Origin of the sequence: Ruegeria sp. (assembly GCF_040830605.1) — a bacterium.
GTDB lineage: Bacteria > Pseudomonadota > Alphaproteobacteria > Rhodobacterales > Rhodobacteraceae > Ruegeria.
Map to the genome: position 1 here is coordinate 86,731 of NZ_JBFOMD010000013.1, position 16,796 is coordinate 103,526.

The 16,796-nt window shown below is 57.1% G+C and carries 13 protein-coding genes; 7 read left to right on the forward strand and 6 right to left on the reverse strand.

Translation table 11 applies throughout. The annotated features are described in order from the left end of the window. Positions 1-9 precede the first annotated feature (9 nt). The 6 genes from AB3N21_RS18125 to AB3N21_RS18150 all read left to right on the forward strand — a co-directional run bounded on the left by AB3N21_RS18125 (position 10) and on the right by AB3N21_RS18150 (position 8,171). Positions 10-2,475, forward strand: coding sequence for an FAD-dependent oxidoreductase (locus AB3N21_RS18125; RefSeq protein WP_367936537.1), 2,466 nt, complete (start codon positions 10-12; stop codon positions 2,473-2,475). A gap of 28 nt (positions 2,476-2,503) precedes the next feature. Next, positions 2,504-3,745 carry a Tm-1-like ATP-binding domain-containing protein gene (locus AB3N21_RS18130; RefSeq protein WP_367936538.1) on the forward strand — a complete coding sequence of 414 codons (1,242 nt, stop codon included), beginning with the start codon at positions 2,504-2,506 and terminating at the stop codon, positions 3,743-3,745. Position 3,746: 1 nt separating this feature from the next. After that, positions 3,747-5,816, forward strand: a complete 2,070-nt coding sequence (locus tag AB3N21_RS18135) for an FAD-dependent oxidoreductase (protein WP_367936539.1) — start codon at positions 3,747-3,749, stop codon at positions 5,814-5,816. Between the two features lie 75 nt (positions 5,817-5,891). Beyond that, positions 5,892-6,545: a CoA transferase subunit A gene (locus AB3N21_RS18140; protein WP_367936540.1), complete on the forward strand. Its 654-nt coding sequence runs from the start codon at positions 5,892-5,894 to the stop codon at positions 6,543-6,545. Beyond that, a complete protein-coding gene (locus tag AB3N21_RS18145; protein WP_367936541.1) occupies positions 6,545-7,204 on the forward strand; it encodes a 3-oxoacid CoA-transferase subunit B in 660 nt (219 codons plus the stop codon). The genes AB3N21_RS18140 and AB3N21_RS18145 overlap by 1 nt, the downstream gene beginning before the upstream one ends. A gap of 223 nt (positions 7,205-7,427) precedes the next feature. After that, complete coding sequence (locus AB3N21_RS18150) at positions 7,428-8,171, forward strand: IclR family transcriptional regulator (protein ID WP_367936542.1); 744 nt, start codon at positions 7,428-7,430, stop codon at positions 8,169-8,171. A 327-nt stretch (positions 8,172-8,498) separates the two neighbouring features. Here the strand turns inward: AB3N21_RS18150 and AB3N21_RS18155 are convergent, their stop codons facing one another. From AB3N21_RS18155 to AB3N21_RS18175, 5 genes are all read right to left on the reverse strand, one after another. Further along, positions 8,499-8,975 carry a sulfatase-like hydrolase/transferase gene (locus tag AB3N21_RS18155; protein WP_367936543.1) on the reverse strand — a complete coding sequence of 159 codons (477 nt, stop codon included), beginning with the start codon at positions 8,973-8,975 and terminating at the stop codon, positions 8,499-8,501. 598 nt (positions 8,976-9,573) lie between these two features. Continuing rightward, positions 9,574-9,840, reverse strand: coding sequence for a transposase (locus AB3N21_RS18160; protein ID WP_367936544.1), 267 nt, complete (start codon positions 9,838-9,840; stop codon positions 9,574-9,576). 206 nt (positions 9,841-10,046) lie between these two features. Then, positions 10,047-11,618, reverse strand: a complete 1,572-nt coding sequence (locus AB3N21_RS18165) for a sulfatase (RefSeq protein WP_367936545.1) — start codon at positions 11,616-11,618, stop codon at positions 10,047-10,049. Next, positions 11,615-13,531 (reverse strand): TRAP transporter permease, encoded by a 1,917-nt coding sequence (locus tag AB3N21_RS18170; protein WP_367936546.1) that lies wholly within the window; start codon positions 13,529-13,531, stop codon positions 11,615-11,617. Before AB3N21_RS18170 ends, AB3N21_RS18165 begins: the two co-directional genes overlap by 4 nt. 69 nt (positions 13,532-13,600) lie before the next feature. Next, a complete protein-coding gene (locus AB3N21_RS18175; RefSeq protein ID WP_367936547.1) occupies positions 13,601-14,551 on the reverse strand; it encodes a TAXI family TRAP transporter solute-binding subunit in 951 nt (316 codons plus the stop codon). A 146-nt stretch (positions 14,552-14,697) separates the two neighbouring features. On the opposite strand from AB3N21_RS18175, the gene AB3N21_RS18180 reads away from it, so the two are divergent. After that, on the forward strand, positions 14,698-15,609 hold the full coding sequence (locus AB3N21_RS18180) for a LysR family transcriptional regulator (RefSeq protein ID WP_367936548.1): 912 nt from the start codon (positions 14,698-14,700) through the stop codon (positions 15,607-15,609). Positions 15,610-15,708: 99 nt separating this feature from the next. On the opposite strand, the gene AB3N21_RS18185 is transcribed toward AB3N21_RS18180, so the two are convergent. Continuing rightward, the gene (locus AB3N21_RS18185; protein ID WP_367936549.1) at positions 15,709-16,758 is read right to left on the reverse strand and encodes a LacI family DNA-binding transcriptional regulator; all 1,050 of its coding nucleotides are present in this window, start codon (positions 16,756-16,758) and stop codon (positions 15,709-15,711) included. Positions 16,759-16,796: the final 38 nt, after the last annotated feature.

A 16,796-nucleotide genomic window follows, 5' to 3' on the forward strand; every position in this document is an offset into this window, starting at 1 on the left:
GAAATCATCATGAACAAACCCCTCCCGCAATCGGCTCCGGTCGTGATCATCGGCGGCGGCATCATCGGCATGTCGACGCTTTACCACCTTGCCCATCGCGGTGTGCCTGCTGTGTTGATCGAGCGGCGCAAGATCGCAAGTGGTACGACCTGGCATGCGGCGGGTATCGTGGGCCAATTGCGCGACAGCAACTCGCAGACCGAGCTGGGCAAATACACCGCGCGCCTGTTTCGTGATCTCGAAGAGGAAACTGGGCAAGGCACGGGTTACAAGCAGAACGGCACGATCAACATTTCGCTCAGCGATGTGCGGCACGAGCAGCTTTTGCGCCAGCATGACCATGCGGCACGGATGGGCATCCCAAGCCAGATGCTCTCGCCTCAGGAGGTGAAAGAGTACTGGCCCGCCCTCGTCATCGACGATGTGAAATCGGGCTTGTTTGTCCCATCCAACGGTCAGGTAAATCCGCTGGATGTGACCGTTGCTCTGTCCAAGGGCGCCCGTCAAAAGGGCGCTCAGGTTTTTGAGGAAACCAGAGTCGAGAACCTCGAAATTCGTGACGGCAAGGTCGTGGGTGTTGCGACCGACAGGGGCACCATCGCGACGAACCAGGTGTTGCTGGCCGGGGGAATGTGGTCTCACCTCTTCGGTAAGGCACATGGCATCACGGTTCCCCTCCATGCGGCCGAGCATTTCTACATCGTGACGGAACCTGTCGACGGCCTGACGTCTGACCAGCCGATCCTAAACATCATTGAAGAGCGGAACTATTGGAAAGAGGACGCGGGCAAAATCCTGATTGGTGGCTTCGAAGCGCAGGGCAAGGCTTGGGCGCAGGACGGTATCCCGGAAGACTTCGAGTTCGATGAGCTTCCTTTCGACATGGAGCATGTCGAGGAGGACCTGATGCGCATGTTCTCGCGGATGCCGTCGCTGGAGAATATGGGCATCCAGACCTTTTTTTGCGGCCCGGAGAGTTTTACCCCGGATGGCCGCCCCTATATGGGGCCGGCGCCGGAGTTACAGGGCGTGTTCCTTGCAACCGGTATGAATTCAAACGGCATCCTGAACTCAGGCGGTGCTGGCCTTACAATGGCCGAATGGATAATCGAGGGCATGCCGTCGCGGTCCATGGGGCCGCTCTTGGCCGCCCGGGCGCATCCCTTTCAAGCCAACACCCGCTACAATCAGGAACGTGCGGCCGAAAGTGTCGGCTTCCACTACGGCATTGCCTGGGCGGGTCGACAAGTCAATTCAGCCCGCGGCGTGCGCAGAGTTCCGCTGCATCGCGAGTTTAAGGAAGCTGGCGCGGTCATGGCCGAGCGCATCGGTTGGGAAGTTCCGATGTACTATGATGCCGGGAACCCGACTTGGCCGGATAGCCCATCGCTCGGTTGGAAGCCCTGGTCAGAGCAGGTCAAGCAAGAATGCCTCGCGGCGCGCGATGCGGCTGTGATCCTGGACCAGTCGATGTATGCGAAGATTCTGGTGCAAGGGCCGGATGCAGCGCGCGCGTTGAATCATGTATGCGGAGCGCAGATGGATGTCGATGTCGGCAACTCTGTCTACACGCAGTTCCTCAACAGCAATGGCGGGATCGAGGCGGATGTGACCGTCACACGCATCGCACCGCAGAGCTTTATGGTGGTGACCGGTCATCCAAGCCAGATGCGGGACCAATACTGGATCAAGGCCCATGCCGGTCCATCATGGAATTTCGAAGTCTTCGATGCGACCTCGGCCTATTGCCTCTTGACGTTGCATGGACCCAAATCGCGGGAAATCCTGCAATCGCTGAGTACGGATGATGTGTCGAACGAGGCCTTCCCGTTCGGCGCAGCGCGCGAGATGGACGTCGCATATGCGCGAGGCTGGGTGATCCGCCGGTCGTTCTTGGGCGAGCTTGGTTTCGAGATGATGTTCCCGACCGAGTTCACGGCTGGCGTCTATGAGGCCCTATTGGAGGCTGGTGTGCCGCACGGGCTGCGCCACATGGGCATGTTTGCAATGAACTCCTGCCGCCTTGAGAAGGGTTTCCGCCATTTCGGCCATGACATTGCCGAAGAGGATACGCCCTATGAGACAGGTCTCGGCTTCGCCGTGAAGCTCGACAAAGAGGACAATTTCCTGGGCAAGGCTCGCCTTGCACAACAGAAGGAAGAAGAAGGCCCGGCCTACAGACACCGAATGGTGTCGATCAAAGTGCCGGGTCTGACCGCGGAAGAGGGACCTTACCTGATCCACAATGAACCGATCTGGAAGGGTGGCGAGATTGTCGGCCATGTGACCTCCGGCGACTGGGGTTTCCGGCTGGGGGCCATGGTCGGATTGGCCACCCTCGAAAAGGAAGGCGGCGCGCCCAAAGCCTGGATCGACGAAGGTGGCTTCGAGGTTCAGATCGCCGGGCAGATGCATCCGATCGAAGCGAGGCTTGGGCCATTCTACGATCCAAAGGGCGAGATCATGCGCAACTGAGCCAAAAGCACAACAGGGAGGATAACAAATGTCCGAAAAGACAATTCTGGTCGTGGGCACCTACGACACCAAAAACGACGAACTCGACTATATGGTCGAACGGATCCGAGCGATAGGTGGTAGCGCGCTCAGCATGGACATTTCGGTTCTGGGCGATCCGGAAAGGCCAACCAATTATTCCAAACACGATGTGGCTGAGGCTGGTGGCAGCTCGATCCAGGCCGCCATTGACAGTGGCGATGAAAACACCGCGATGCAGATCATGGCCAAGGGGGCCAGCACCCTGGCTCGCAAACTCCTCGATGACGGTCTGTTCGACGGCGTGGTGATCCTCGGGGGGACCATGGGAACCGATGCTGCCCTGGATATCTGTCAGGCACTGCCGCTCGGGGTTCCGAAATATGTCGTATCGACCGTGTCCTTTTCTCCCCTGATCGAGCCGCAACGACTGTCGGCGGATATCCAGATGATCCTTTGGGCGGGCGGGCTTTATGGCCTGAACTCCGTCTGCAAGTCATCCCTGAGCCAGGCCGCTGGTGCCGTTCTGGGAGCCGCCCGCGCGGTTGAACCGCCCAGCAAAGAACGACCGACGGTCGGAATGACCTCGCTTGGGTCTTCCTGTCTGAAATACATGAAAGCCCTGAAGCCCGAACTGGAGAGCAGAGGTTTCGAAGTTGCGATTTTCCACGCCACGGGCATGGGCGGGATGGCCTATGAAAGCATTGCGCGCGACGGTGGCTTTGCCTGTGTGATGGATTTTGCGCTGCCGGAGCTTGGTAACCTCCTGGCCGGGTCCGTCATCAACGGAGGTGACGATCGGATGCTCAATGCAGGTCGCGCCGGCATTCCGCAAATCATTGCGCCCGGTTGCCTCGATTTGATCGACTTCGCTGGTTGGCAGGAAATCCCGGCCCAGTATCAGGATCGCCCGTTCCATGCTCATAACCGGTTGATAAAATCGTCCGGGCTGAACGCTGAAGAGCGCCGCGAAACCGCGCGCGAGATGGCGAAACGCATCAAGTCGTCCGACACCCCCGCCCATGTGATCCTGACCAATCAGGGGATCGAGGAATGGGATCGCGAGGGACAGGAGGCCCACGATCCCGACGCCTTTGCCGAATTCTGCGACGAGATGCGTGTGCAGATGACGGACCCGATCCTGTTTACCGAGCTCGACTGCCATATCAATGATCGTCCGTTTGTCGATAAAGCGCTGGAAATCTTCGACGGCTGGGTTGCTGACGGTACGATCAAGTCAGGAGGAACGTAGGATGGACGGCGGTGCCCACAAGCGTGACCCGCGCTATGACATCCTTTTTGAACCGGTTCAGATCGGGCCGGTAACGGCGCCGAACCGTTTTTACTCGGTCCCGCACGCCACGGGGCACAGTCCCTTGATGCCAAACGGCTCTATTGGGATGCGGGAAATGAAGGCCGAAGGCGGGTGGGGCGTAATCTCGATGCAGGTGGCAGAGATCGACCCGACCTCGGATATCTCCAACCTGCCGATGGAGCGGTTCTGGGATGACACAGATATCAAATCCCACGCGCTGATGGTCGAGCGGGTAAAGAAACACGGTGCGATAACTGCGGTCGAACTGGCCCACACGGGAATTCGGGCGCGCAATATGGACACCGGGACCCCTGTTCTCGGGCCATCGTCCATGCGGATCTTGAAACCGCAAAACCCGATTCAGTCCAAGGCGATGGACAAAGAGGACATCAGGGCGTTCCGCGACAGTCATAGGCGCGCGGTGTATCGGGCCAAAGAGGCGGGCTATGACATCGTCTATGTCTACGCGGCACATGATGCGGCACTGGTCTGGCACTTCCTGAACCCGATGTACAACCAACGGGCGGATGAATATGGCGGCTCGTTTGAGAACCGTTTGCGCTTGATGCGCGAGGTCTTGGAAGACACAATGGAAGCGGCCGCGGGTGACGTTGCCGTCGCGGTGCGGATACCGGCGCACGATTTCAAGTCTGGCAGTCCGCTCACCTACGACAACGAGGCCCGGGCGGTGATCGAGAGCCTCGCCGAGATACCCGATCTTTGGGACGTAAACGTCGCCAGTTGGCCGCGTGACAGCGGCACCTCGAGGTTTGACGATGAGGGCCATCAGGAAAAATACACCTCTTATGTCAAGCAGGTGACCACAAAACCGGTCGTTGGAGTCGGGCGCTACACATCGGCAGATGCCATGGCCAGCCTTGTCAAAAAGGGTGTTTTCGACCTGATCGGCGCGTCGCGCCCCTCCATCGCCGACCCATTCCTGCCCAACAAGATCAAGGAAGGTCGGATTGACGACATCCGCGAATGCATAGGCTGCAATGTGTGCGTCTCTGCCGATGCTTATTCTGTGCCGCTGATGTGTACGCAGAACCCGACAATCAGTCAGGAATGGCGACGCGGATGGCACCCTGAAATCATTCCTCAGGCACCTCAAAAGGAGAAAACGCTGATCATCGGCTCCGGTCCCGCGGGGCTTGAGTGTGCGCTGACGCTTGCAAGGGCCGGTCATGAGGTCACTGTGGCCGAGCGCGCCTCGGAGTTCGGGGGGCGCGTTTTAAGGGAATCCGGCCTCAAGGGGTTGTCGGCTTGGGGCAGGGTCAAGGACTATCGGCTGTATCAGTTGCGGCAGATGGGCAATGTCTCGCTCTACGTAGAAAGCGAGATTGACGCGAATGATGTCGCCGACTTTGAAGCGGACAATATCGTAGTGGCGACAGGCGCCAAGTGGCGCAACGACGGAGCTGGCGCAACGACATTCCGCCCGATCGAAGGTTTTGCGGAAAACGCGGTAACCCCCGATGACGTAATGGCAGGGGCGGAGTTCGACGGCCCAATCGTCATTTATGACGATGACCATTATTACATGGGCAATGTGCTTGCCGGGCACTTGGCGGCCAGAGGGCACGAGGTCCATCTGATATGCCCGCTTCCGTCGATTGCGGAATGGATGGGGTACACATTAGAAAGCCCGCGTGTGCTTGATGAAATGGTCGAACTCGGGGTTCACATGTACCCCAACACAACGGTTGGCCGGTGGACTGGGGCGGCGCTTGAGGTCACCAGATCTGATACCGGGCAAATATTGCCCGCGATTTCGGGTAAGCACCTGATCGCCGTAGGTGCAAGGCGCCCGCAAGATTCATTGCTTGCCGAACTGAAGCGACTCCCGGGCCTGGGTGATCACGTCACCGGAATTGGCGACTGCCTCGCGCCTGGAATTATTCAAGCCGCTGTCTTTTCGGGTCATGCCCAGGCGCGCCGCTTGATCGGACACGAGCCTGAAAACGGTATCTACAAGCGCGAAACACCGGTCCTGTTTGATCGTTGACGCGCGCCTCTGGCGGCGAGGCATTCTCCCTTCCTCGCCGCCAGCCCAATTGACTGCGAGGTTGCTATGCCTGCGATGAAACGGTCGGTAACGCCTTACAAGGCAGTCGAACTCATTCCGGATGGGTCGACCATCATGGTCGGTGGTTTTATGGGCGTGGGTTCCCCGAACCGATTGATCGATGCCTTGGTGGCAAGCGAAAAAAGGAACCTGACTCTTGTGGCCAACGACACCGCGATGCCGGGTAAGGGGATCGGCAATCTGGTGTCGGCGGGGTGTCTCGCGCATGTGATTGCGTCTCATATTGGTCTGAACCCAGAAACCCAGGCAAAGATGAACGCAGGAGATTTGAAAGTTGATCTTGTGCCACAGGGCACGTTGGTCGAGTGTATTCGTGCGGCCGGCGTCGGCCTGGGCGCGGTGATCACGCCAACCGGTATCGGGACGCCGGTAGCCGAAGGCAAAGACACCTTGGAAATCGACGGTGTCTCATATCTTATCGAAAAACCGATCAAGGCGGATTTTGCCCTGATTGCCGCCCGTCAGTCCGACTATGCGGGTAATCTGGAATATGCACTAACAGCCCAAAACTTTAATCCGATCATGGCGATGGCAGGAGATACCGTGATTGCGGAGCCGGAGCATATTGTTCCTGTCGGAATGATCCCGCCGGATTCCGTTCGCACACCGGCGGCGTTGGTGGATCATCTGATCGAGAGGGCGCTGTGATGGACGCAAAAGAGAGCATAGCCCGTCGTGTGGCGAAGGAAATCGAACCGGCGACCCTGGTTAATCTCGGGATCGGCCTTCCGAGCTTGGTGGCAAACTATGTCTCACCGGATCTTGGTGTGTTCTTTCAGTCTGAGAACGGAGTCATTGGTTTGGGCGCCCGACCTCCGGAAGGCATGGAAGACCCCGATCTGACCGACGCAGGAGGAGGATTTGTCACCGCAGTGCCCGGCGCTGCGGCAATAGACAGCGCAATGAGTTTCGGGCTTATCAGAGGAGGTCATATAGACATGACAGTTTTGGGGGGATTGGAGGTCGATGCGAAAGGGCATCTTGCAAATTGGGTGATCCCGGGAAAACTGACGCCCGGGATGCGCGGCGCAATGGACCTTGCGACTGGCGCGAAGAAAGTCGTGGTCGCAATGCAGCACGCCAATCGTGGTCAGTCGAAAGTCGTACAAAACTGCTCACTTCCACTAACGTCGACACGTTCCGTCGATCTGGTCGTTACCGAGTTGGCTGTGTTCAGGCCGACGCCAGCAGGGCTGGTGCTGCTTGAGCATGCGCCGGGAACTGACATTGAGACCATCCGCGCCGCGACGTTGGCCGATTTTGAAGTATCGCCTGACCTGTCTGTTATGTCGCTGCGACCAGATTGAGCCATCAAAGGCCGGACCTGAGGCGCAACAGAACTGATGCCTTGGTGGATGCTTCCTAGTTGAATTGGGCGATGCTGAAGGGCGGTGAAAAAAGTGCTTCAACATGCAGGCTGGTTGAAATCTATCGCGCACCAAAGGAGGCTGAAGGCTCTGGTGGTACATTATAGACAACACAGGTGTTTATGTTACACTGCTTTTAATACTTAAATTACTGGCACAGTGAATGAAAACCGTCGATAAAGCTCTATCTGTCCTAGACCAGTTCTCACTGGAGAACACCGAAATAGGCCTGAGTGAGTTGTCCAGGATGGCAGGGTTGGACAAGGCCGCGACGCGCCGTCTGCTTGTCGCCTTGGCAAAACACGGCTTCATTGAACAGGCAGCCGATACGCGCAAATACCGGCTTGGCCACGGGTTTCTGCGTCTCGCCAGGATACGCGAGGCAACGGTTCCCATCGTGCGGGCGGCACAGGAGGTTTCCAATTGGTTGGTTGAGCAGGCAAACGAAACTGCGCATGTAAGCATCCCGGGCGCGCAGGGCATGACGACGATCGCGCATCGGCTTCCAAAGCGCGGTAATGTCATTAACATTATCCCGTCACAAATACTGTACTATCATGCGACGGCATCCGGCTTGGCGTTTCTTGCATTTGCCAGTTCTGAAACTGCCAACAAGCTTCTGAAGCTAAAGCGCGAAAAGATCACAGATGCAACAGTGACGTCTAAACCCGAACTCCAGAGGCTGATGGTCGCGTTCAAGAGACAGGGCTATTCCCAAACTCGCAACTCCTTCGAAACAGATGTCGCTAGTGTCGCCATGCCGTTTTTTCAGGATGCGACAGATCCCGCAGGCTGTATTGCCTTGGCCCTTCCGAGAAACGATCTGACGGATGAGCGACGTGACGAGTTGTTGCCAATGTTGAAAGACGCCATCTCAAGAATGGAAACTGCATTGACAGGGCTGTAGCGCCACGTATCAGGACTTCTTCCTTGCAGATACCTTCCCGCATTATTTCACCGTTATGCGCGAGGGGCGCCAGTGTCCTCGCAAAGGCCCAGAACAACGCCGTTCTGGCCGCCTCCTTGCGTTTTCTTGCGATCTCTACGTCCGAAATGGTCACTCGCTGCGACATCCTTGGCGACCAATCATGCAGCAATGCTTACATATCGGCCCTGATATCAGAGTGTTCTGGGCTTATGCCAAGATCAACCAACTCATTGGGATCATTCCTTATGTCAAAGAGCATCGGGGGCAATCCGCCTTCACAGTGAACGAGTTTCTCGTCATGGGTGGCTACCATGAACATCCAGGCGTCCTAGGGGCAACCTTCAGCCCTGCCCTGGCTGGATGGTTGGAACAGTCGTACTCACTGATAGCGTGGCTCTGCGGTTCGAGATGCTCCCGGTTTTCTAAGTACGGCATTAAAGAGCGACCTTCCACGATATGTGAGGGCAACTCGCACCCCGCAGCGTGGGTGATTGTTGCGGTAACGTCGATAGCTTCCACCAGATTCCGGCACACCACCCCACGGGTTCCGCCTGTTGACTCTCGCGGGTCATGGATGATCAACGGAACCTTGACGGCCGGGGTATGAAACAGGTCCTTCTCGCCCAGCCAGTGATCACCAAGATAGTCTCCATGATCGGATGTGAAGATGATCATCGCGTCTTTGTCTTGCCCTGCGTCTTCAAGATACCGGAAAAAGCGCTCCATCTGATCATCGCATTGTTTAATCAATCCTATGTAGACCGGGATCACTTTTCCACGCACATGATCGTGGAAAAGCTCTTGGCGATATGGTTTGAAGCGAAAGCGTTGTAGACCGGATGCGGGTTGTCGATCTCTGTTCGATCTCGCAACACGGGCACAATGTCGTTCGCAGTATAAATGTCGTGGCGCGGAGCTGGGGTGATGTAGGGCCAAGGCGGCTTGATGTAGCTAACATGAGCGCACCAGGGCCCTTGTGTGGCGCCATTGCCTCGGTGGCAAGCCAGGGAGTTTCGCTGTCGGGTTCATCAGTATTTGCGGGTCTGTTGGCGTTTTTCATGAACCACCCGCTGGCCATATCGTCACCCGCAAGGCTCGCTTTTGCAAAATCCGCCGTCGGGTTTTTTCCTCGATGCCCTTTCGACGGGAGATATTCGTTGTGGGGGCTTCGCTTGGAATCATAAGGGCCTTGGGACAAACGCTCCAAAGCCCGTCATCGCGACATCACACGTGAAAACCACACTCTGACTGGAGCGCGCCAATAACGCTATCTGGGGACAGGTCTAGCCGGGCCATGCCTGCCACATCCGCCTTCATGTGCGTTTTATCTATAAGCCAGCACTCGACGCCACAAGATAGGAGATGATCGCCCAGTGTAAGCTCACCAAGATCTGGACGAAGATGCCCCGTCACTCCATCGCGTCCAGCGATTGTGGAGTGTCTTGTGAGGGCCATATTCCCTTGGCGTATCCCGCCAGCGTAACCCGTTGCGATTTAATATATAATGCCACTTGGGACGCGTCGACCATCGGCGCGTGGCTTGCCGTGGGACTTGGCAGAGTAAGGTTTCCAGACGTGCCATCTGCGCATCGGTCAGCCAGAAAAGGTCAGACGTAACACCGCTCTTTTTTTTTGACTGATGAATCATGCCACAAAGCTGAAATCAAGGTGGGCCTGATTCAAGTCTCAGAATGTCACGAAAACGCGGGTCGCTGTAGAACCGCATGACCATAACGAGCCTGAAATGCACATTGCTCGCGAAGCGGCGAACGTCTGGTTGCTGGCCCGACCCCCCACAGTTTCATTCGCTTGTTTTACCCGCATTCGCCTTCGATAGACACGACAAACGATGTGCTATGCTCGATAAGCTGGCAAGGGCGCACGGTCTTGTAGATCAATCATTCGCCGTAGCATGGTCTCGGTGACCGAGTGCCGAGCAAACTCGAAAGAAGGATCTCCATACAGGTTTTCTGTCTCATCCGGGTCGTTCTCCAGATCATACAGCTCATTCCAGTCTTCCCCCTCCCGCAGCGACATCCGATATCGTTCGGTTACGACCGTCCGCACTCTTTGAGGGCGGTCGAAACCGATCATTTTGCGTTGGCTATCTTCTTCCACGATGATGGCCTCTGGTGGTTCGGATGAGAGTAAATCGCGGCCCTGAATGCCGTTAAAGGACTGAATTCCGGCCCGGGCGAGGATGGTGGCAGAGATGTCGATGGAGGAGCCCAAGCCCCGATCCACTTTGCCATGGGTCGGCGCCGCAGGATCGTTCCAGATAAACGGCACCCGGATGATCCCCTGATAGTGCAGCAACAGCTTCAGCATCAGGCCATGATCGCCCATGTAATCACCGTGATCCGTGGTGAAAATGACCACGGTGTCGTCCGCAAGGCCCAGCGTTTCCAGACGTTTCAAAACGCGGCCGATGGCGTCGTCGATCATGCTGATCATGCCGTAGGTCAAGGCGATGATGGCCCGGGCCTCGTCTTCGGTTACGGCAAATGGGTTCTGATTATCCCGTGGATCTGATCCCTTCTCCAACGCCTCCCTCATCGCCTTGATGGGCGGCAGATCGCTTTGGCCGAACGATGCGGGCAACGTTATGTCAGCGGGATCATACATGTCCCAGTAGCGCCCGGGGGGCGTGAATGGGTGATGCGGGTCCGGGAACGACATCTGCAGGAAGAACGGATTGTCTTGTTCGACCTGATTGGTGAGCCAAGCTTCCGATCTTTCGGCGATCCAGGAGGTTGAATAAAGCTCTTCGGGGACGGCCGTTCTCCACGCCTGGGGGGCGTCGATCCAATTGTCGGGCAGGGCGTTCTCGGGGCCGGTCAGGGTATCAAAGCCGGGGTGTTGGTTGCGGGCCCACAAAAGGTAGTCGCCGGATGCCTGATCCCCATGGTCGGCGGCCACTTCGACATGATCGAACCCATAGAAATCTCCATCCAGGCGTTCGGCCAGAGGTGTGACCCAATTGGGGGCAACCTCCAGGTCATACTCCGATGAGTGCCGATTGTTCTTATACGCATCCCGAAGGTGAGCGGACGGCGAGGACAAGCCTTCCCTGGCCTCAAACCGATTTGTTGCAGGTAAACCGGTAAAGCTCTGCAGGTGGGATTTGCCGATCAATCCGGTGTTGTAACCAGCGTCCCGCAGCAAGTCGACGAAGGTGGTGTGATCCTTGGACAACGGGATACCGTTGTGACGGGCCCCGTGGACCGAGCTCATTCGCCCGGTCATGATCGAGGCCCGGTTGGGCATGCAGATTGGGTTAGCGACATAGAAGCGGTTCCACCGTGTGCCGCCCGCTGCAATCCGGTCGATATTGGGCGTTTGCACCACCGTGTTGCCGTAGCAGCCCAGGTGATCGGCACGATGTTGGTCGGTAATGATGAAGAGAAAGTTCGGTCGTTTCGTCATCGCGTTGCCTCGGAAGTCGCTGCCGCGGACCGGCCCGCATGTATATCGAACGCAATCAGGGCGAAGCCAAGTCCGACGGCGGGCAGATGGAAAACCGGATCGATTGCAAGGCAGGCAAACGCGGTTGCAAACCTGATCACGATCTCGGGCACTGACAATTTACGCCGGTCAAACCCCGACAAGGCCGAAGAAAACAGCCAGATGCAAAAACACGTTCGGGCCACAATCCAGAGAAACGGCAGCAGGGCGAACTCTTCAACGATCAGGATTGTGGGGTAGAAGGCAAAGATGAAGGGAATGATGAATTTCGCCATTCCCAGTCGGAACGACATGAATGCGGTCATCAAGGGGTTGGCCCGGGCGATTGGCGCCGCAGCATAGGCCGCAATAGCGACGGGTGGGGTCAGCGATGAGGCCACACCATAGTAGAAGACGAACATATGTGCGGTCAGCATCGAGACGCCCAATTCCTGAATCGCCGGGCCCATCACCAGGATGATGATGAGATACGCCGGCAGCGTCGGCATCCCCATGCCAAGGATCAATGCACCGGCCATGGCGACAAGAAGGGCTGAGAACAGGCTCTCACCTCGGATCGACGCGATGACATTGGCCAGTTTCAGGCCCAACCCAGTGGAATCCAGTGAGCCGACGAGGATGCCGATGGCAGCAATGGCAATAAGAAGGGTGGCCCCGGATTCGGCGCCCTTGAGGAAGGATTTCCAAACCCGGACCGGATCACCCCGGACCTCGGGGTTGATGACCGAAAGCACCAGAAGAACGACAACCGCATAGAAGCCGGCGGCAGATGTGGAAAGCCCGGCAAGAAGCGACCCAATCACCACAAGGATCGGCCCGGCGAACAGCACCGAGTTGATCATGTCGGTGCGGGTGATTTGATCATCGACCGTCATTTCCTGAACATCGATGCCTTGTCTGCGGGCCTCGACCGTGACGGCTGAAAATAGGCTGAAATAGTAAAACAGCGCCGGGAACAGGGCTGCGATGATAATGCTGAGATAGCCAACCCCAGTTAGGTCGGCCATCACCAGGGCAGCTGCCCCCATAATTGGGGGCATGATCTGACCACCGGACGACGCCGTCGCTTCGATCCCGGCCGCGAAAGTGGGAGAGAAGCCGCGTTTCTTGATCATCGGGATAGTGAAGGTGCCAGTGCCGACGATATTGGCTACGGTAGACCCCGACATGGTGCCGAACATCGACGAAGCCAGAATGGCGGCGTGGGCCGGACCGCCCCGGGTGCGGCGGGTGGCTAGGAAGGCGAATTTCAGCAGGGTGTCGCCCGCCCCGGTGCCTTCAAGCAGCACACCGAAGATGATGAAGATGAAGACCGTGCTGAGCACGATATTGGTGATCGAACCGAACACGCCCTTGTTGGTGTTATACCAAAGAGCCTCGGCGACCTCTTTCAACGAAAAACCGGAATGAGCCATGATGCCCGGCAAATCCTGGCCAAAAAGAAGATAGATGACTCCGAATGTGCCGACCCCGAAAAGCCCCCATCCCCACAAACGGCGGCAGAGTTCAAGGAAGACAACCAGACCGGCCAGCGCGGGCCAGGCATCCTTGGTTGTCACGTCGTAAAGGGCGGTTTCCATTTCGGTTTGAACGAAGTGAAACGACCAGATCGACCACAGCCCGGTCAGAATCAGGGCGGCATCTATGACGAGATGCAGCGGTGTTGAGCGGCCGCGATGAGCCCAGCGTTTCTGTGACACGGCCACTGCGACGATCAGGGCCAGCGCAAAACCGGCGGCCCGGTGGAGTTTCGGGTCGATCAGGCCAACGCCCGAACTGTAGAGAGTGATCAGACCCAGCGTAAGACAGGCAAGCGCCGCAGCCAGAGCAAACAGTCGGGTCGTGACGCTGGCAGTGGAGGCCGCATCCGTCATGGCGAGTTTCTTTCAGCAGTTTTCAGGGCGTCGCCGGGCAACCCAAGCCGCCCAGCCTGTCAAGCAGGATCAGGGGCGCAACGCGTCCGGGATCGTAAAACCCGCTTCGTCATAGTAGCGCACGGCACCAGGATGCAGCGGTACGTTCACGGAGGTGAAGGCGCTATCTTTTGTCACATCCTTCAGGAAGAACGCTGTGGCATGAACTTCGTCAAGGTTTTCCCAGAACGCTTTAGTGGCGTTGTAGACCACATCATCTGAGACGCCGGCATGGGTGCCAACAAACTGGGTGAAGCCCAAGGCTGTGATCTGACCTCCGGTCAGTTGACCTTTGTAAAGACCGCCGTCGAACTGGAGCATACCGCGCCCAGGCCGACCAAACAGGGCTTTCATTTCGTCATTCGCAATCTTGTCGTCAGGGATCGACAGAACCCGGAACTCGCCCGACAGGCCAAACCGTTCGATATTGGCCGAGCCAATTTCTGCAGGGCGAACCATCATGTCGATCTTGCCATCGGCCAGGGCGGCATAGCCCTCCCCCCAGCTGAGGCGCACGGCAGTATAGTCTTCGCCCGCCACATAACCAGTAATGATCTTGATTAAGGCTTCTGAGGTGGCCGAGGCCGAACCGGCGGGCGGGCCGGTGAACACGGTTTTGCCTTTGATGTCTTCCCATGCTTCGATGCCGGACCCGGCCAGCGTCACCGGGTGGTAGGCTCCGGCCTTGAAGCCTAGGATGGCCCGGAGGTTCTTGGCCAGTTCCGGGGCGCCTTCAACCTTCTCGTACATTCGCTTCTGACCGGCCATCAGATTCACCAGCGAGGGCACCGTCGAGAAGAAGTCGATTTCGCCCTTGGCGCCTCTTAGCATCGATTTGGTCAGTGTTTGTCCAGCGTTGACCTGAATTTCGACATCGCTTTTGCCTGCCTGGTTGGCGAATGCCACGAACATGGTGTGAACCGGATCACCGACCCCGGCGGTCTCGCCCTTGAAAATCTCGGCAGACCCGGTGCCGGGCAAAGCCAAGGCAAGCGTTGCAGACAGAACCTTATGGCCCAGCGATCTGAAATGAAACATGTTGTCCTCCCACTGTCGTTACCGGGAAACTACCAGGTTTAATTGATATGGAATAATCAAAGTCTCGGGTCTATACATAACAATTAGACATGAAACTTGATCCCAAGCACCTGGCTCAATTGTCGGTCATCGTCGAGGCGGGCTCGTTCCAATCCGCCGCCAATCGGTTGGGTACGACACAACCAGCGCTCAGCCGGAACATGAAGGCTCTGGAAACCCGGCTGGGCACACCTCTTTTTCAAAGGGAAGGGCGCCGCTCCATTCCAAACGCTCTGGGCCTGAGATTGGCCCGCAATGGCCTGGCGATCCGACTAGCCGAAGAGCAGGCCGGCATCCTCGCCGCACAAACCGCAAAAGGGTCAGTGGGAGAACTGCGTATTGGCGCCCCGCCCATCGTGTCCGGCAGATTCCTCAGTGATGCCCTGACGGAATTCATCAAGGCCAATCCAAATTGCAGCGTCGAGATACGCACGGGGCTAGTGCATGAGCTTCGGGCCTTGCTGAAACGGGGTCAGGTCGATCTGGTCTTCGGACCGAAAAGCCTGGCCGAGCCCGTAGACGGGTTGGAGTTCGAAGAACTGATCGATGATGGTGTTGGGGTCATGTGCCGCGCCGGCCACTCTCTGGCATCTCGCGAGCGGATCATGGCTTCCGATCTAGAATCACAGGTCTGGCTTGCACACTCTCGGGGTAGCCTGCTCCGACAGCAAACCGAAGCAGCGATGACTGCATCCGGTGTCCGTTCGATGCAGATAGGTTGTGAAACCGATTCAATTCGTTCCGTGCTTGAGATTGTTGCCGAGACCGACTTGATCACCACAATGCCGAAGGCAACGACGGCGCCCTATCTGGAGGATCGGCTTGTCTTCCTGCCGTTCGATCATCCTCAGTTTCACCGACCTTTGGGAGCCATACGCAGAAGTAGCACGTCTTCGAGCCGCATTGAGGATCGTTTCCTCCAGTTATTGAAGCGGGGAATTCATGCCAAAGGCATACCATGATGCTGCGTTTAACCTGAAGACTCGTGCTGGCATCCCATGACGGTGTCAGTCCGGTGATCAGACCCCGTTGCCAGCTATGAGCTATGAGCTAGAAAGCCATTACGCTCCAGCTGTGGGTTCCTTGACCGTGCTGCCTGGAATGAGCCTAAACCCTACGTCCTTAGCGGACTTCACGGGCTCTCCATTAATTTGCGCCAAAACCATTTCAGCTGCGATTTGTCCGATTTTTAGATGAGGTACTGCGATTGAAGTCAATCGATATGGCTGAATAGCTGCAATCGGCAAGTCACCCCACCCTGCAATACCGACATCGCCCGGCACATTGAGACCGATTTTTTGCGCGTATTGCAGACCGCCTACGGCCATGTTGTCGTTTTGATAGAAAATGACCTCGATATCGCGGTGGGCCGCCAAAAGCTGCTCGGTTCCATAGAAACCGGTATAGAAACCCGGGGTGTCCTTAAGCAGAAGCTGCTTTTCAAGCCTGCCATTTGCATCTTCGATTGCCTTGGAGAAGCCGTTCAGCCGCGCGGTCGCCGCGTTGGCAACGTCATGCGAAGTGCCGACATACCCAAACTTTCGATACTCCATACCAGCTAGATAGCGCCCCATGCTGTAACCGCTGTCAAAGTGGTTCAAACCGACACACATATCCAGCGGGCTGGAGTTGAAGTCCCAGATCTCCACCAAAGGGATGCCTGCACCGCGTAGCATCTGAATGGCTTTGGGGCTGTGTGAGCGCCCGGTGACGATCAATCCGGCCGGCTGCCAGGACAGAACTGTTTCGATCCATTTTTCTTCGTGATCGATTTCGTGCTCGGTCAGGCCCAGAACGGTCTGGTGGCCGAACGCCCCTAACTTGCGGTCAATCCCCTCAAGAACCTGGGCAAAAATTTCGTTCCCCAATTCCGGAATGCTGACGCCGACAAATGTCGACTTTTTGTCGCCTGCAAACACGGTCGCCAGGCGATTCGGCAGGTACCCCAGGCGATCGACCTCGGCCATGACCTTGGCACGTGTCTTTTCCGAAAATCCGCCTTCATCCCGCAAGACACGGCTTGCGGTCATCTTGGAAACACCCGCAGCCTTGGCCACCTCAGCCAAGCTTATCTTGCTGTTCTTACTTGGTTTTTCAGAATCTCTGCTCATTTACGTTACGGGTAACTCTTTTTTGTTGACATCTGAGT